A 16,746-nucleotide genomic window follows, 5' to 3' on the forward strand; every position below is an offset into this window, starting at 1 on the left:
ACGTCCGGACGTTCTTGGGGTCCGGACGTTCTTGGGGTCCGGCGCCCTAATGTTGGTCCATGCCCGCCGACGCCGCGTACCTCATCGCGGGACTCTCGCTCCTCGTGGCGGTCGTCCTCCCGGGTCTGACCCGGAAGCTGGCCCTCTCCACGCCCATGGTGCTGCTCGGTCTGGGTATGGCCATCGGCTTGCTGCCTGTGCCCGACGGCACCAATCTCGACCCGGTGGATTCCCGGGCGATCGTCGAGCACGTCACGGAGTTCACCGTGCTCGTGGCACTCATGGGTGTGGGTCTCGCCCTGGACCGACCACTGTCCCTGCGCCGCCCGGGCACCTTCCGGGCCTGGGGCGCGACGTGGGGCCTGCTCCTCGTGACGATGCCGCTGACCATCGGTGCGGTGGCTCTGCTCGGCTGGACCGTCGGTGGGCTCGCACCCGCGACCGCACTCCTGCTGGGCGCCGTGCTCGCACCCACCGACCCCGTGCTCGCGAGCGATGTGCAGGTGGAGGGCCCGGCGGTGGAGTCCGATGGCCCCTCGGTCGATGAGCGCGACGAGGTCCGCTTCGCCCTGACCTCGGAGGCGGGGCTCAACGACGGGCTGGCGTTTCCCTTCGTCCATGCGGCGATCCTCATGCTCACTGCCGGCGCCGTCTCCGACTGGGGACCGCGCTGGCTCCTCTGGGACCTCCTCGGCAGGGTGGCGGTGGGGGTGCTCGTGGGCATCGCGGCCGGGTGGCTGCTCGCCAAGGTCGCCTTCCGGGCACCGAGCCCAGCGATGCGCACCGCCGAGCTGGGAGAGCCGACGTTCGCCCTGGCCGCGGTGTTCGCCGCCTACGGGGCCAGCGAGCTCCTCGGCGGTTATGGGTTCCTGGCGGTCTTCGTGGCGGCGATGACGATCCGGGCGGCGGACCGCGACCACGTCTACCACCGACACATGCACGAGTTCGTGAATCGACTCGAGCACCTGCTCGTCTTCGTCATCCTCCTGCTGCTGGGTGTTGCGCTGACGCGCGGGATCCTGGCGCACCTCGACTGGCGCGGCGCGCTCCTCGGCGCAGGGGTCGTGCTCGTCGCGAGACCGCTGGCCGGTGCCGCCGGCCTGTGGATCGGACGGTGGCGCGGTGGCCGGGTCCACAACCTGGACGTCCGGGAGCGAGCGGTGACCGCCTTCTTCGGTGTCCGGGGCATCGGCTCGCTGTACTACCTGGCGTACGCGGCCGGGCACGCGCCGGTCGAGGACGAACGCTGGCTGTGGTCGACCGTCACCTTCACCATCGTGCTGTCAGTCGTCGCCCACGGCATCCTCGTCACGCCCGCCATGAGCTGGATCGAACGCCACCGTGAGGGCGGCAGCGACCGGGAGCCGACGGTCACCCCCGGGTGAGTGCGGTACCGGTCGAGGCGCTCATCGTGGGTCGTCCCGCCCCTCGGTGCTGATCTCCTCCATGGCGTCCTGTGCCTCGCCGACGATCCGACGCATGATCTCCTCCGCGAGCTCCGGGCGGCCGTCGCCCACCTGGGCCGCGACCTCCACGTGCCACTCGATGGCACCCTGCTCGGGGATCTCGGGCATGAGGTCGTGCTCGGTCCTGCCGGTGAGGGCCTCCGCGACGAAGGGGGCGAAGCCCGCCAGCAGCGCATTGCCGGAGGCCTCCAGCAAGGTCCGGTGGAAATCGATGTCGTGCTGCAGATAGGTGCTCAGGTCACCCCGGGGTCCCGTGGTGGCCATCCCGGCGGCTGCGGTGCGCAGCTGCTCGACCTGCTCGGGCGTGGCTCGCTGCGCGGCGAGCCACGCGGCCTGGGGCTCGACGCCCCGACGCAGCTCGCTGACCTCGCGCAGCTGGGCGAGGCGCTGCGGCCCCTCCAGGCGCCAGTGGATGATCACCGGGCTCAGCGACTCCCATGTGCTCTCGGGCTGGATCGTCACCCCGACGCGTCGGCGGGAGGTGGCCACGCCGATCGACTCCAGCACCTTGATGACCTCGCGCACGACGGTGCGGGAGACGCCGTAGCGCCCCTCGAGCTGCTCCATCGAGAACACCTCGCCGGCGACGAGGCGTCCTGAGGTCAGGTCCGACCCGATCCGGCTCAGCACGCTGTGGTGCAGGCCCCCGCCCAGTGACATGCGCCAAAGTCTCGCAGAGGGGATGGTGCACCTCCAAAGAAAAGGATGATGATTGGTTGCGCAATAAGCATACTTTTGGGACAGTGGGCGCGCGAAGTCCCCGCCCGCATCCCGCCACCGGAAGATACGAAGATGTTTCTCGTCGCTGACGCCGTCCCCGAGCCTGCCTACGGATCGGGCGTGCTGCTCGCCATCGCTGCAGCCGCTGTCGCACTCCTGCTCCTGCTCATCATCCGCTTCAGGGTCCACGCCTTCGTGGCGTTGGTGCTCGTCAGCTTCCTGACTGCGCTCGCGACCAAGATCGCGCCGGCCGACGTCGTCACGACGATGACCGACGGCTTCGGCTCGACGCTTGCTTCCGTGGCCCTGCTCGTCGGCCTCGGGGCGATGATCGGCCGCTTGCTCGAGGTGACCGGCGGCGCCCAGGTGCTCGCCGACACGCTCATCGCTCGCTTCGGTGAGGATCGGGCCCCCTTCGCCCTCGGTATCGCCTCGCTGCTCTTCGGCTTCCCGATCTTCTTCGACGCCGGCCTGGTCGTCATGCTGCCGATCATCTTCAGCGTCGCCCGTCGCTTCGGCGGCTCGGTACTGCGCTATGCCTTCCCGGCAGCCGGTGCCTTCGCCGTCATGCACGCCTTCGTCCCGCCCCACCCGGGCCCGGTCGCTGCGGCCGATCTCGTCGGAGCCGACATGGGCCTGCTGCTCATCTTCGGCCTGCTCATCGGGCTGCCGACCTGGTACCTCGCGTCCTACCTCTACGGCCTGTGGGCCGGCAGCCGTTACATGGTCGAGGTTCCCGACCTGCTCGCCGGTGGCCCCTCCACCCCTGAGGCGAAGGCTGGCCGGTTGCCCTCCTTCGGACTGGTCCTGACGATCCTGCTCCTGCCGATGGTGCTGATCTTCATCGACACCGGACTCAACACGCTCTCGACCTCCGGCGTCGTCGACGGTGACGCCACCTGGGTCGCGGCACTGCGGATCATCGGCAAGACCCCGATCGCGTTGCTCATCACCACGCTCGTCGCGATGGTCGTCCTCGGCTGGCGCAACCGCTCCAAGGCCGATGTCGAGACAGTTCTCAACGACGCCCTCGGCCCGGTCTGCGCGATCATCCTCATCACCGGCGCCGGTGGCATGTTCGGCGGGGTCCTGCGGGCCAGCGGCATCGGTCAGGCGCTCGCCGGCACGCTCGAGTCGACCGGTCTGCCGGTCATCATCGCCGCCTTCGTCGTCTCGGCCGCGCTGCGTGTGGCCCAGGGCAGTGCCACCGTCGCCCTGACGACCGCGGCGGGCCTGATGGCCCCGACGATCGAGGCCACCTCGGGTCTGAGCTCGATCGACCTGACCCTCGTCGTCATCGCCATCGCCGGTGGCGCCACCGTCCTCTCCCACGTCAACGACTCCGGCTTCTGGCTCGTCGGGCGCTTCCTTGGCATGGACGAGAAGACGACACTGAAGACATGGACCGTCATGGAGACCCTCATCGGAGTCATCGGCTTCGTCTTCGCCTTCCTCCTGAGCCTGGTGCTCTGAGATGACCACCCACGTCGTCGTCATGGGTGTCTCCGGCAGCGGCAAGACGACCGTCGCCGAGGGGATCGCCGACCGCACCGGGTGGATCTTCGCCGAGGCGGACAAGTTCCACTCGCAGGCCAACATCGACAAGATGGCCAGCGGCACGCCCCTGACCGACGAGGACCGGTGGCCCTGGCTGCGCGACCTCGCGGCGTGGATGGCCGAGCACGCGGCGCGCGGCGAGGACACCGTCATCACCTGCTCGGCGCTCAAGCGGTCCTACCGCGACGTGCTGAGCGCCGACATCGCGGCCCTCGGGGGTGGGCACCGAGTCGTCTTCGCCCACCTCCACGGCTCCGCCGAGGTCATCGCCGACCGGCTCAAGGACCGCAAGGGCCACTTCATGCCCGCCTCGCTCCTCCAGTCGCAGATCGACACGCTCGAGGACCTGGGCCCCGACGAGGACGGTGTCGTCCTGGACCTCACCGGGAGCCCGCAAGAGCTCATCGACGAGGCCGTCGCAGACGTGGCCCCCGGCCGCTAGGCGGTCAGCCAGGGTGCGAGGTCGCTCGGCCCCCCGGGCGCCGTGCGAGGCCGCTCGGCCCCGGGCGCTGGACCGGTCAGCCCCCGGCCACCCGCACGATGAGCGCCTGCTGGTCGACGCTCACCCGCAGGCGGGAGGCCTCGCCGATGACATCGCCGTCGACCTGCACAGGGTGCGGCTCGTCGACGTCGACCGTGTAGACCGCGCCGGTGGTGCGGATCAGCTCGATGCCGTCCTTCTCGGAGCGGCCGAGCACGCGTAGCGCGATCGAGCCCCAGCCGATGAGCGTCTTGGGGGCGATGACGACACCATCGAGCAGGCCGTCGTCGACGCGGCCGCTCGGGACGAGCTGGATGCCGCCCTGCAGGGTGCCGCAGTTGCAGATGATGATCGCGCGCGCCAGCGCCGGGTCCTGGACGCGTCCGTCGATGCTCCACCGCACGCGGAAGCGCCCCACGAAGAGCTTGCGGAACCCGGTGACGAAGTAGGCGCTCCAACCGACCCTGGCCTTGAACTCCTCGCTCGTGCCGCCCATGATCTCGGCGTCGAAGCCCATGCCGGCCATGACGAGGAAGGGGTGGCGCTGCACGGGCGGACCCTCGACCGGCTCCTCGGCCTGGCCGGAGTCGTCGGTCGCCGGCTCCTCCGCCGGGTCGAGCTCGAGCCAGGCCACGTCGACGGCCTTGTTGCGGCCGCTGTAGGCCACGCGCAGCGCAGGGATGAGGTCGGCACCCACGGGGATGTCGAGATTGCGGGCCAGGAGGTTGCCGGTGCCCTTGGGCAGCAAGCCCATCGGCGTCCGCGTGCCGGCAAGCGCCACCGCGACCGCGCGGGTGGTGCCGTCCCCACCGAGCGGACAGACGAGGTCGACCCCTTGGTCGAGGGCCTGCCGGGTCTGCCCGGTGCCGGGGTCCTGCGCCGTCGTCTCGAGGAAGAGCGGCTCGGCCCACCCCAGCTGGGTGCTGGCCTGCGTCAGCTCCGCCCGAACGAGCGACACGTCGTCGAACTTCGTGGGGTTGATGATGATCGCGGCCCGGCGACTGGGCTCGTCCTTGCTCTCCTTGCGAAAGCTGCTGCGCTCGGGGCGGGCACGCCGGTGCCGGGCTCGGGCGCGGCCCGGTCCGGACAGGACGAGTCCGACGCAGACGCCGATGAGGGCCAAGCAGAGGGCGATGGCGATCGCCAAGAGGGTCCAGTCCGACACGTCGGTGACGCTACCGCAGGGCGGCGTCCGGGCGAGCACTGCTCGGCGGGGTCCGGGCGGGGCCGCATCGCGGATATCCTGCAGAGCGTGATCGACCTCAAGTTCTTGCGCGACCAGCCCGAAGCCGTCCGAGCGAGCCAGCGTGCCCGCGGAGAGGACGAGTCGCTCGTCGACGCCGTCATCGTCGCGGACGACCGCCGTCGCACCTCGATCCAAGCCTTCGAGGCGGCTCGGTCGGAGCAGAAGGCGGCGAGCAAGGAGCTGGGTCCCGTCATGGGCCGGCTGGGCAAGCTGAAGAAGGCCGACCCGGACAGCGCTGACCTCCCTGCGCTCGAGGCCGAGGCGACCGCGCTGCGCGACAAGGGCGCCGCGATGTCCGCCCGCGTCAAGGAGCTCGAGGCCGAGGCCGACGAGGCCAAGGCGCAGCTGGACACCTCCCTTCGCTCCATCGGCAATGTCATCCAGGAGGGTGTCCCGGCCGGTGGCGAGGAGGACTTCGACCTGCTCGAGGAGGTGGGGACGCCGCGTGACTTCGCGGCAGAGGGCTTCGAACCCAAGGACCACCTCGAGCTCGGCGAGCTGCTCGGTGCCATCGACATGGAGCGCGGAGCCAAGGTGAGCGGCAGCCGCTTCTACTACCTCAAGGGTGCCGGCGCGCAGCTCGAGATGGCACTCATGGGCCTGGCCCAGCAGATCGCCGGCCAGGAGGGCTTCACCCCGCTCGTCGTGCCGACCCTGGTCCGCCCCGAGACGATGGCCGGTACCGGGTACCTCGACGCGCACGACGACGTCTACCACCTGCCTGCCGACGACCTCTACCTCACCGGCACCTCGGAGGTCGCGCTCGCGGGCTTCCACGCCGACGAGATCCTCGACCTGCGTGACGGGCCGATCCGCTATGTCTCGACGTCGACCTGTTTCCGTCGGGAGGCCGGCAGCTACGGCAAGGACACTCGCGGCATCTTCCGCGTGCACCAGTTCCAGAAGACCGAGATGTTCGTCTTCTGCCGGCCCGAGGACGCCGTCGCCGAGCACGACAACCTGCTGCGCATCGAGCGCCGCATCCTCGAGGCCCTCGAGCTGCCCTACCGCGTCATCGACGTCGCCGCCGGTGACCTCGGTGGTCCCGCGAGCCGCAAGTTCGACTGCGAGGCGTGGGTGCCGACCCAGGGCAAGTACCGCGAGCTGACCTCGACGAGCAACTGCACGACCTTCCAGGCCCGTCGGCTGAACATCCGTGAGCGCAATGCCGAAGGGGGTGGGACGCGCGCGGTCGCCACGCTCAACGGCACCGCGATCACCAGCACCAGGCCGATCGTCGCGATCCTGGAGAACCACCAGCAGGCCGACGGTTCCATCCGCGTCCCAGCAGCGCTCCAGCCCTTCATGGGGCGCGAGGTCATCGCTCCCCGCTGACGTGACGACCACACAGCGAAGGGGGCAGGTCCCCCCGACCCGGCTCTGCGGGTTACGTTGGACTGGTCCCACGAGGGAGGAACGACTCGAGTGAACCTGGTTGCGCGTCATGACTTGGGCGGCGCTCCCGCCCCGGTGGGTCGGGCCCGTCTGCTGGCGTCGGTGACGGCCCGCGTCCTCGACGGGCAGGCCGTGGCCGTCCACGGACCCCGCGGCATGGGCCGCACGACCTTCCTCGACCTCGTCGCGTCGGGGCTGCCGACGGCCGTGGTCGTGCGGATCGCCCGCCTCGGTACCCCGGGGCACGCGGCCACGCTCATCGCACAGTCCTTCGACCCCTCGATCCTCGAGGAGCTGCCCGAGGGCATGCGGTCCACGCTCCTGGACCCCAGGCCCGCGGACTGGCCGCACCCGACGGCCCGGCTCGCAGACGCGCTCACCGAGCTGCTCACCGCGCAGGCGGGGCACGCCCCCTTCGTCCTCGTCATCGACGACGTCCAGTACCTCGACGAGCTCAGCGACCACGCCCTGCGGACCGCGGCGGTGCGCTCGCTCGGCCCGGGCGCCTTCGGCCTGCTGCTCGGTGTGGGCCCGGGCGAGCCCTTGCCCGAGACGGGCTTCGTCCCCACGCCGAGCGAGTCACGTGACCTCCCGCTGCTGCACATCGACCTGCCGCCCTTCGCGGGCGCCGACACGGTCGAGATGCTCACCGGGGTGGGCGTGCCGACGGACACCGCACTGTGGGCCCACCGGGAGTCCGGAGGCAACCCCGGGCTCGCCCACGAGATCGCCGAGTCGGCGGGCGAGCAGCCCGCGGCGAGCATCTCCCACGCCGAGCACGGCCGTGCGCGCGAGCGGGTCCACGCCCTCTCGGAGACCGTGCTGACGACCCTGCGCCGGATCGCGGCCATGCACCAACCGACGGTCGCCGTGCTCACCCGGCTGGGCGGCAGTGACGCCGCAGACAGCATCCGCACGGCCAAGCAGCTCTCGCTGCTCGTGTCCGAGGACGAGTACCTGCGGCTGACCCCGGGGGCGCTCGGCGAGGTGCTGCTCGAGTCCGTGGACAGCGACGAGCTCATCCGCTTGCACCGTGAGCTGGCCGAGCACGCGTCGAGCCTGCCCCTCACGCGCTACCACCTGGCGCTCGCCGGCGATCCCTCGACGACCCCCGCGGACCTCGCCGCCTCTGCTCGTGAGAGCGCGGCCCGCGGCGAGCACGACCTGGCGGCGCAGCTCTACCTCCTCGCGGCGGATGCGGGGACCCCCGAGCGGGCCGAGTGGATCACCTGCTGCCTCGAGAATGCCGTCATCGGCAAGGAGGCGAGGGTCCTCCACCGGGCCATCGAGGGCGCCGCCGAGCTCACCGAGCCGCACCAGCGGGTGCGGGCCGACATCGCCCTGCTCGAGCTCGATGCGAGCTCCCCGGACGAGCTGCTCATCGCGGCCATGCACGCGTCCGAGCGCTACCCCGAGCTGCAGGCCCGTGTGCTGCTCCAGCGGGCGCGCATCCTCCTGGGGACCCACGACCTGCGCACGGCGCTGGACCTGGCGCAGCGGTCGGTCGAGCTGGCCGCCAGGGCCGGCCGGCCAGACCTCGAGGTGGACGCCTTGACCGTCGGCGCCGCCGCCAGCCACACCCTGGGCGAAGGGAGTGCCCGTGGCCTCATCGAGAAGGCCTCGGCGCTCGCGGGCCCGCCGCGCCCCGGTCAGGTGCACACCTCGCCCCGGTACATCGCGGCCCGCTTCGCCCTGCACGACGACGACCTGCGCCGTGCGCGGTCGGAGTTCGTCGACATGCTCGCCGATGTCGGCCCCGACGCCGGGTACGACACCGTCCACGTCCTGCGCAGCCTGGTCGAGGTCGTCGCGCGCCAGGGCCGTGGCCGCGAGGCCCTGGAGCTGGCCGGACGGGCGACCCGGGCCGCGACCCACTTCGACACCCCGGTCGCGACCACCTGGTACATCGAGGCCATCGCCGAGACGGTGGGAGGCTCCTTCGAGCGGGCGGCCACCGTCAGCGCCCGAGGTGTCGAGCTGGCCCGCGAGCAGGGCGACGAGCGTTACCTGCGCCGTCAGCTCGCCCACCTGGGGCTGGCCCGGTTGCACCTGGACGACCTGGCCTCGGCCGTGGCGGCCTTTCGCGAGCTGCGTGAGATCGACGACGCCAGCGCCATCGCCGACGTGACCTCGATGCGCTGGCACACCGACGGGGTCACCGCGCTGGCCCTGGCCGGCGAGGTCGACGAGGCCCGCGAGCTGCTGAGCGGCATCCGCGACGCGGTCGATGTCTGGCAAGGTGCGCCGGGAGTGGCCGTCGCCGCGGATCGCGCGGGGGCCGAGATCTGCGCGGCGACGGGCGACCTCGACGAGGCGCGTCGCCTGGCCACCCGCTCCGCGACGGTGGCGGCGGATCTGCGCCTGCCCATCGAGGAGGCGCGCTCGCTGGTGACGCTGGCCCACGTGGAGCGTCGGGCCCGGCGCACCGGCCGCAGCCGCGAGGCGGCCGAGCGGGCCCGGGAGGTCCTGCGGCCCCTCCACGCCGAGCCGTGGGCCACATGGGTGCAGGCTCGGTTCCCCGACGGGGCGGCCCTGCACACGCTCGAGCCGGAGGAGCCCGAGGGTCAGGACCCTCTGGCGCACCTCACCCTCACCGAGCAGCAGGTCGCCGGGCTCGTCGCCGATGGTGCGAGCAACCGGGAGATCGCCCAACGTCTGCACCTGAGCGTCAAGACCGTCGAGGGCACCCTGACGCGGATCTACCGCAAGACCGGGGTGCGCTCACGCACCCAGCTTGCCGCGCTCGTGCTGGGTCACGGCTCGCGCTGAGCCGCCCCCACCCCCTTCGCCCCCCCCGCCTCCACCCTCCGCGGGTGGAGGTAAACCCGCGGACGATTCACCCGCGAGTCGGTATCCACTCGACGAGGCGTCGGTCAGTCGGTGGTCCGGGCGTTGAAGGCACGCAGGGCCAGCGGCGCGATGACCAGCGTGATCGCGACGGACCAGATGATGGTCGCCAGCTCCGGGTGGTGCAGCGGCCACGGGGCGTCGGCTCGCAGCGGCTGGCCCGCGACGCCCCAGTTGTCCCGCATGGCCTGACTCAGGGAGCTGATGGGGTTCCACTCGGCGATCGTGCGCAGCCACGAGGGCATGACGTCGGTGCGGGCGAAGGCGTTGGACAAGAAGGTGATCGGGAAGATCGTCGTGAACATCAGGCCGTTGACCGCCTCCACCGAGCGCATGGCGGATCCGACGAGGATGCCGATCCAGATCATCGCGAAGCCGAAGAGCAGCAGCAGCGCGTAGCCGATCAGGGAGCGGATCACGCCCTCGTGCAGGCGCCAGCCGATGAAGAGACCCGTCACCGACATGACCGCGACACCGATGCTCGAGTGGATGAGGGCGGCGATGCTGCGCGAGATGAGGATCGAGGAGCGTCGGATCGGCAGGGACCGGAGTCGGTCGACCATGCCCTTGCTGATGTCGGTGTTGAGGCCGATGGCGACGATGAAGGAGCTGAAGGCGATGGTCTGCGCCATGATCCCCGGCAGCAGCCACGGCTTGTAGTCGACGCCGGGGATCTGGATCGAGCCGCCGAAGACGAAGGCGAAGAGCAGCACGAACATGATCGGCTGGATCGTCACGTCGGTGAGCATCTCCGGCTGGCGCTTGATGTGCGTGAGGTTGCGACGCACGAGTGTCGTGATCTGACGGACCCGGCCGGCGCCGGTGGTCGGTGTGGCCACGCTCATTGGGGGACCTCCTGGTTGCTGGTCTCCGCGGCGGTGTGGCCCGTGAGGGAGAGGAAGACGTCATCGAGGCTGGGACGCTGCATACCCAGGTCATCGACCTCGATACCCGCGGCGTCGAGCACCGCCGCGATCCGGGTCAGATCCGAGACTGCCGCGCCCGGCGCGGTGAGACGACGGGCGTCGGAGTCGACGTGGAGGTCGCCGACGACTCCACGGACCAGGTCCGCGGCCCGGGACACCTCGTCGTGCCGTGACACCGTCACGACCAGGCTCGTCGCGCCGGACTGGTTCTTCAGCTCCAGCGGGGTGCCCTGGGCGATGATCCGGCCGTGGTCGATGACGCAGACGCGGTCGGCCAGCTGGTCGGCCTCGTCGAGGTACTGGGTGGTGAGCAGCAGGGTGGTGCCGTCACGCACGAGGTCACGCAGCACGTCCCACAGCTCGACGCGGCTGCGCGGGTCGAGGCCGGTCGTCGGCTCGTCGAGGAAGAGTACGGACGGGTGCGCTATGAGGCTGACGGCCAGGTCGATCCGTCGCCGCATGCCGCCGGAGTAGTCCTTGACCACCTTGTTGCCCGCCTCGGTGAGCGAGAAGCGCTCCAGCAGGTCGTCGGAGCGGTGCCGCACCTCTCGGCGGGGCAGGCCGTAGAGGTCGCCGATGAGTCGCAGGTTTTCGCGGCCGGTCAGCAGGTCGTCGACGGTCGCCCCCTGCGCCGTCAGGCCCATGCTCGCGCGCACGGCGTCGGGCTGGGTCACGACGTCGTACCCGGCGACGCGGGCCGATCCGCTCGTCGGGATCGCGAGGGTGGTCATCATGCGCACCGTCGTCGTCTTGCCGGCGCCGTTGGGGCCGAGCAGGCCGAAGACGCTCCCTCTCGGGACCTCGAAGCTCACGTCGTCGACGGCGACGAACTCACCGAACTTCTTCACCAGGCCGGTGGCCTCGATCACGGGTGCCGTCATGAGCGGAAATCCTACGGGTCACCGATGACAACGCACGAGCACTTTTTTGCCCGCAGCCGCACGAGGCCGCCCCCTCGTCCTGCGCGTGGCCTCGCGATCGTGCGGGTCAGTCCAGGGTCTCGACGTCGATCTGCTCGTCGGGGTCGTGGCTGCGACGCCGGGCGCGCAGGACCATCCACGCGAAGACGCCGATGACGGCCAGGATGATCAGCAGGTAGACGACCTTGCTGATCGGGTCCATGTACTTCTCGACGACCTCGTAGCGGTCGCCGAGCTGGAACCCGATCCAGACGAAGAGGGTGTTCCAGATCAACGAGCCGGCGGTCGTGTACCCGAGGAACTGCGTCAGCGGCATCCGGTCGATGCCCGCAGGGATCGAGATGAGGCTGCGGATCCCCGGCACGAAGCGTCCGAAGAAGACCGCCTTGGGGCCGTGCTTGGTGAACCAGACGTCCGTCTTGTCGATGTCGGCGACGTCGACGAGCGGCATCCGGTGCGCGATGCGCTTCAGCCGCTCCATGCCGAGCGCCGCACCGATCCCGTAGAGCAGCAGCGCCCCCGTGACCGAGCCGAGCGTGGCCCACAGGATCGCCTCGACGATCGAGTAGCGCCCCTGGGCGGCGGTGAAGCCGGCGAGCGGCAGGATCACCTCACTGGGGATCGGCGGGAAGATGTTCTCCAGGAAGATGCCGAGCGCGATCCCGGGGCCCCCGATGCTGTCCATGAGGGCGAGGACCCAGTCGACGACGGTGTTCATGCAGTCCTTCCGAGGCGGTGGCGTCTACGGTGGGGCCCCGTGGGCACCCCGGACGATCATGCCAAGGCTAAGGGCGAAGTCTCGACATCGCCTGTGAGTCACGGGGTGGGTCCGTGGGAGGGTTCCTGGCCCGATGATGCCCGGCTCGACCCGGAGCTGCTCCGGGAGGGCGACCGGCGCAATGTCGAGGACCGGTATCGCTACTGGTCCCACGACGCCATCACCGCGGACCTGGCCACGCGTCGCCACGACTTCCACGTCGCGATCGAGAACTGGGAGCACGACTTCAACATCGGTTCCGTCGTGCGCACCGCCAACGCACTCGGCGCGGCCGCCTTCCACATCGTCGGCAAGCGGCGCTGGAACCGTCGCGGTGCGATGGTCACCGACCGTTACCAGGTGGAGCACCACCACCCCGACGTCGCCGAGCTCGTGGAGTGGGCGAGCACCGCGGGCGAAGGGGGGACCCCCCTTCGCCTCATCGGTATCGACAATGTCCCCGGCTCGGTCCCGATCGAGACCTACGACCTGCCACGAGAGTGCGTGCTCGTCTTCGGCCAGGAGGGTCCGGGGATCTCCGCGGAGATGCTCGCCGCCTGCGACGTCGTCCTCGAGATCAGCCAGTTCGGCTCGACCCGGTCGATGAACGCCGGCGCCGCCGCAGCCATCGCGATGCACGCGTGGGTCCTGCGGCACCACTTCGGCCAGCACCCCTGAGGGCGCCGAGGGCGCGGACCACGGCTTCGACGCCGGGTCCGCGCCCCCTCACCGGACGGTCAGTCCACCAGCGTGAGGTCGATGTCCCCGCGGGAGGCCGCCAGCTCGCGCTCCATCAGGGTGAACTCGGCCTCCACCTCGGGGTTGGTCGACGGCTTCACCAGGGAGACCGCGACCGCGACGAGGAAGTTGAGGATGAAGCCGGGCACGATCTCGTACATGTTGGAGGTCAGGACCTCGACATTGCCCCAGACGAAGACGGTGATCGCACCGGTGAGCATGCCGGCGAGCGCACCTGCCGCGGTGAGTCGGCGCCAGTACAGGGACAGCAGGACGATCGGACCGAAGGCCGCACCGAAGCCCGCCCACGCGAAGGCGACGAGCTCGAGGATCGCCGAGCTCGGGTCGAGCGCCAGGACGAGGCCGACGAGGGCGACGACGAGCACGCCGAGCCGGCCGTACATGAGCAGGGCCTTGTCGGAGGCCTTGCGGCCGGTGAGGTTGACGAGATCCTCGACGAGGGCAGAGGAGCACACGACGAGCTGGCTGGACATGGTCGACATGATCGCGGCGAGCACGGCCGCGAGGACGAAGCCGGCGACCAGCGGGTGGAAGAAGACCTGGCTGAGCAGGAGGAAGACCGTCTCCGGGTCGTCGAGCGCCTTGGCCGGGTCGGGGCCGTTGAAGTAGGCGACGCCGATGAGGGCCGTGGTGATGGCACCGAGGCCGGTGATGATCATCCAGGTCGTGCTGACGATCCGCCCGTAGTGGGCGTCCGCGGGGCTGCGCAGCGCCATGAAGCGCACGATGATGTGCGGCTGGCCGAAGTAGCCCAGACCCCACGCGGCGGTCGAGAAGATGCTGAGGGCGAGCAGCACGACGCCGTCGTCGCCGGCGAAGAGGTTGAAGGCATCGGGGTTGACCGCCGTGACGCCGTCCACGATCGCGCCGGGCGAACCCATCTTGACCACGGCGACGATCGGCACGGCGACGAGCGCGGCAAACATCAGCAGGCCCTGGGCAACATCGGTGAGCGTCGCCCCGAGGAAGCCACCGAAGAGCGTGTAGAGCAGCGTGATCGCCGCGACGAGCAGGACTCCGTGCAGGTAGGTCCAGCCGAAGGAGCTCTCGAAGAACTTGCCCGCTGCCACCATGCCGGAGGAGACGTAGAAGGTGAAGAAGACGAGGATGATCAGCGCCGCGACGATGCGCAGCACGTTGGTCCGGTCGCGCAGGCGGCGGCCGAAGAAGCTCGGGATGGTGATCGAGTCACCGGCGATCTCGGTGTAGGCCCGCAGCCGAGGGGCCACGAACTTCCAGTTGAGCCAGGCGCCGATGGTCAGCCCGATGGCGATCCACGCCTCGATGAGGCCGGAGACGTAGATCGCGCCGGGCAGACCCATGAGGAGCCAGCCGGACATGTCGGCGGCGTTGGCGGACAGCGCCGCGACGGCCGGGTGCAGCCCGCGCTCGGCGAGCATGTAGCCGTCGATGTTGCGGGTGCGCGTGTAGGCGTAGAACCCGATGGCGATCATCGCCGCGAAGTACACCCCGATCGCGATGAGTTGGTAGGTCGTCTCCGACATGGGATGTCCTTGCTCTCGGGGGTGGTGCTGGGGTTGTGGCCGGGAGACTGTACCGCCCGCCCGTGCGCCCGGTCACACCTCCGCTCCCTGGTGTGAGGATGTGGGCATGCCGTCATCTCCCTTCGCCCCGTCCGCCCGGTCGGCCGTCGCCCCCTTCGAGGTCATGGATGTCCTCGCCACCGTCGCCCGCATGCGCGCGGAGGGAAGGGAGGTCATCTCGCTGTGTGCGGGGGAGCCCAGCCAGGGCGCGCCGAGCGCGGTCCACGCGGCTGCCGCCCGCATCCACACCGAGGCACGTCCGCTCGGCTACACGCCGGCGCTGGGGACCGCCCCCCTTCGCTCGGCGATCGCGGGCCACTACGGCCGCTGGTACGGCCTCGACATCGACCCGAGCGAGGTCGCCGTCACGACGGGCAGCTCCGGTGGCTTCGTCCTCGCCTTCCTCGCGGCCTTCGACCACGGGGACCGCGTCGCGCTCGCCCGCCCCGGCTACCCGGCCTACCGCAACATCCTCGCGGGCCTGGGCTGCGAGGTCGTCGACATCCCGACCGGTCCGGTCGAGCGCTACCAGCCGACCGTCGCCCAGCTCGAGGCGGAGCATGCGCAGGCGCCGCTCGCCGGGCTCGTCCTGGCCTCGCCCGCCAACCCGACCGGCACGATGGTCGACCGCGGTGAGCTCACCGCGATCGCCGCCTGGTGCAGCGCCCACGGCGTGCGGCTGGTCAGCGACGAGATCTACCACGGCGTCACCTATGCGGACCCCGCGTCACCCGATGCGAAGGGGGTCTGTGCCCGCGAGGTCGACGAGCACGCGATCGTCGTCTCCTCCTTCAGCAAGTACTGGGGGATGACCGGGTGGCGGCTGGGCTGGCTGCTCGTCCCGCAGGACCTGCGCGCTGCGGTCGACGCGCTCGCCGGCAACATCGCGCTCTGCCCGCCGGCCGGCGCGCAGGAGGCTGCTGTCGCCGCCTTCACCGAGGACTCCTACGCGCAGGGGGAGGCAGCGCGGCTGGACTTCGCGCGGGCGCGCGAGGTGCTGCTGGAGCGTGCGCCCGAGCTCGGTTGGGGCGCAGCGGCGCCCGCCGACGGTGCCTTCTACTACTGGGCCGAGCTGGGGGACCGGCTGGCCGGCTTCGCCGACGCGCGGGAGTACGCGGCGGCCCTGCTCGAGGCGACGGGGGTGGCCGTGACCCCGGGCGGCGACTTCGACCCCGTGGTCGGCTCGCGGTGCGTGCGCCTGTCCCTCGCCGCAGGTCCTGACGCGATAAAGGAGGCGCTGGATCGCATCATCGCGTGGCAGGGTTCGCGAGCATGACGCTCCTCGAGCACTTCCACGCCCAGATCCGGCTCGCCGGACGCGAGGACGAGCCGCGGCCGGGACTCGTGCAGGACAGCGACGGACCGGTCCGGCGGACGTGGTCGCAGGACCCGACGGCGTTCGCGATGGTCGAGTGCCCTGCCGGTCTGGGGGAGGACCCGGACCACTGGATCTCGCGTCAGGTGGACTTCTTCGCCGAGCGGGGGCAGGAGCTCGAGTGGAAGACCTACGACTACGACGAGCCGGCCGACCTGCTCGACCGGTTGCGGGCCCACGGGTTCACGCTCGAGGACGACGAGGCGCTGGTCTTGGGTGAGGTCGCGGACCTGCTCCACCCCGTGATGGCGAAGGGGGCCTCCCTTCGCCTCGTCGAGGCGGGGGACGACGCGGCCTTCGCCGGGATCGCCGACCTCCACGAGATCGTCTGGGGACGGCGCGACGGACACACCCAGCAGCTGCGGGACGAGCTGCGCAGGAGCCCCGAGACCCTCGACGTCTTCGTCGCCGAGGCGAGCGAGCCGATGGAGGCCGGCGGCCACCGGGCGGAGGTCGGTCAGGTCGTGTGCGGCGCCTGGGTGCGCTACAGCCCGGGCACCGACTTCTGCTCCCTCTGGGGCGGGACGACCCACCCCGCTGCCCGCCGCCGCGGGATCTACCGCGCACTCGTGGCAGAGCGGGCCCAGCGCGCGAGCCGGCGGGGCTTCCGCCTCGTCCGGGTGGACTGCTCACCGGACTCACTGCCGATCCTCACCCGCCTAGGGCTGGAGCGGGTCGCGACGACCGTCCCGGCGACCCGCGCCCCCGCCCCGGCGGGCCCCACGCCCGGCCAGCCGGCCCCCACGCGCTGAC

At 70.9% G+C, this 16,746-nt stretch carries 14 protein-coding genes; 8 read left to right on the forward strand and 6 right to left on the reverse strand.

All coding sequences use genetic code 11. The features are described from left to right. Positions 1–59 precede the first annotated feature (59 nt). Positions 60–1,385 carry a cation:proton antiporter gene (locus tag ASG73_RS16775; RefSeq protein ID WP_055998118.1) on the forward strand — a complete coding sequence of 442 codons (1,326 nt, stop codon included), beginning with the start codon at positions 60–62 and terminating at the stop codon, positions 1,383–1,385. 21 nt (positions 1,386–1,406) lie between these two features. On the opposite strand, the gene ASG73_RS16780 is transcribed toward ASG73_RS16775, so the two are convergent. Continuing rightward, positions 1,407–2,126 carry a FadR/GntR family transcriptional regulator gene (locus tag ASG73_RS16780; protein ID WP_055998121.1) on the reverse strand — a complete coding sequence of 240 codons (720 nt, stop codon included), beginning with the start codon at positions 2,124–2,126 and terminating at the stop codon, positions 1,407–1,409. Between the two features lie 132 nt (positions 2,127–2,258). On the opposite strand from ASG73_RS16780, the gene ASG73_RS16785 reads away from it, so the two are divergent. Together ASG73_RS16785 and ASG73_RS16790 are read left to right on the forward strand one after the other, a co-directional pair. After that, positions 2,259–3,659, forward strand: coding sequence for a GntP family permease (locus ASG73_RS16785; protein ID WP_055998124.1), 1,401 nt, complete (start codon positions 2,259–2,261; stop codon positions 3,657–3,659). A gap of 1 nt (position 3,660) precedes the next feature. After that, complete coding sequence (locus ASG73_RS16790; protein ID WP_055998127.1) at positions 3,661–4,185, forward strand: gluconokinase; 525 nt, start codon at positions 3,661–3,663, stop codon at positions 4,183–4,185. Positions 4,186–4,261: 76 nt separating this feature from the next. Here ASG73_RS16790 and ASG73_RS16795 read toward each other — a convergent pair whose 3' ends face one another. Next, positions 4,262–5,389, reverse strand: a complete 1,128-nt coding sequence (locus tag ASG73_RS16795; RefSeq protein WP_055998130.1) for a diacylglycerol/lipid kinase family protein — start codon at positions 5,387–5,389, stop codon at positions 4,262–4,264. Between the two features lie 87 nt (positions 5,390–5,476). Between ASG73_RS16795 and serS the strand changes: the two genes are divergently transcribed. Both serS and ASG73_RS16805 read left to right on the forward strand, forming a co-directional pair. Continuing rightward, complete coding sequence (gene serS, locus ASG73_RS16800; protein ID WP_055998133.1) at positions 5,477–6,805, forward strand: serine--tRNA ligase; 1,329 nt, start codon at positions 5,477–5,479, stop codon at positions 6,803–6,805. Positions 6,806–6,940: 135 nt separating this feature from the next. Next, positions 6,941–9,634, forward strand: coding sequence for a helix-turn-helix transcriptional regulator (locus ASG73_RS16805; RefSeq protein WP_055998137.1), 2,694 nt, complete (start codon positions 6,941–6,943; stop codon positions 9,632–9,634). Positions 9,635–9,738: 104 nt separating this feature from the next. Here ASG73_RS16805 and ASG73_RS16810 read toward each other — a convergent pair whose 3' ends face one another. The 3 genes from ASG73_RS16810 to ASG73_RS16820 all read right to left on the reverse strand — a co-directional run bounded on the left by ASG73_RS16810 (position 9,739) and on the right by ASG73_RS16820 (position 12,276). Beyond that, on the reverse strand, positions 9,739–10,557 hold the full coding sequence (locus ASG73_RS16810; protein WP_055998140.1) for an ABC transporter permease: 819 nt from the start codon (positions 10,555–10,557) through the stop codon (positions 9,739–9,741). Beyond that, the gene (locus ASG73_RS16815; protein ID WP_055998143.1) at positions 10,554–11,519 is read right to left on the reverse strand and encodes an ATP-binding cassette domain-containing protein; all 966 of its coding nucleotides are present in this window, start codon (positions 11,517–11,519) and stop codon (positions 10,554–10,556) included. Before ASG73_RS16815 ends, ASG73_RS16810 begins: the two co-directional genes overlap by 4 nt. Positions 11,520–11,625: 106 nt before the next feature. Further along, positions 11,626–12,276 (reverse strand): DedA family protein, encoded by a 651-nt coding sequence (locus tag ASG73_RS16820; RefSeq protein WP_055998146.1) that lies wholly within the window; start codon positions 12,274–12,276, stop codon positions 11,626–11,628. A 93-nt stretch (positions 12,277–12,369) separates the two neighbouring features. Here ASG73_RS16820 and ASG73_RS16825 point away from each other — a divergent pair, with 93 nt between their 5' ends. Further along, entirely contained in the window at positions 12,370–12,993 is a 624-nt protein-coding gene (locus ASG73_RS16825; protein WP_055998149.1) for a TrmH family RNA methyltransferase, read from the forward strand. Between the two features lie 59 nt (positions 12,994–13,052). Here ASG73_RS16825 and putP read toward each other — a convergent pair whose 3' ends face one another. Continuing rightward, complete coding sequence (gene putP / locus ASG73_RS16830) at positions 13,053–14,579, reverse strand: sodium/proline symporter PutP (protein WP_055998153.1); 1,527 nt, start codon at positions 14,577–14,579, stop codon at positions 13,053–13,055. Between the two features lie 106 nt (positions 14,580–14,685). Between putP and ASG73_RS16835 the strand changes: the two genes are divergently transcribed. Beyond that, positions 14,686–15,894 carry a pyridoxal phosphate-dependent aminotransferase gene (locus ASG73_RS16835; protein ID WP_055998156.1) on the forward strand — a complete coding sequence of 403 codons (1,209 nt, stop codon included), beginning with the start codon at positions 14,686–14,688 and terminating at the stop codon, positions 15,892–15,894. Continuing rightward, entirely contained in the window at positions 15,891–16,745 is an 855-nt protein-coding gene (locus ASG73_RS16840; RefSeq protein WP_156466371.1) for a GNAT family N-acetyltransferase, read from the forward strand. The genes ASG73_RS16835 and ASG73_RS16840 overlap by 4 nt, the downstream gene beginning before the upstream one ends. The last annotated feature ends 1 nt before the right edge of the window (position 16,746 follow it).

It is taken from the genome of Janibacter sp. Soil728 (assembly GCF_001428305.1).
Lineage (GTDB): Bacteria > Actinomycetota > Actinomycetes > Actinomycetales > Dermatophilaceae > Janibacter.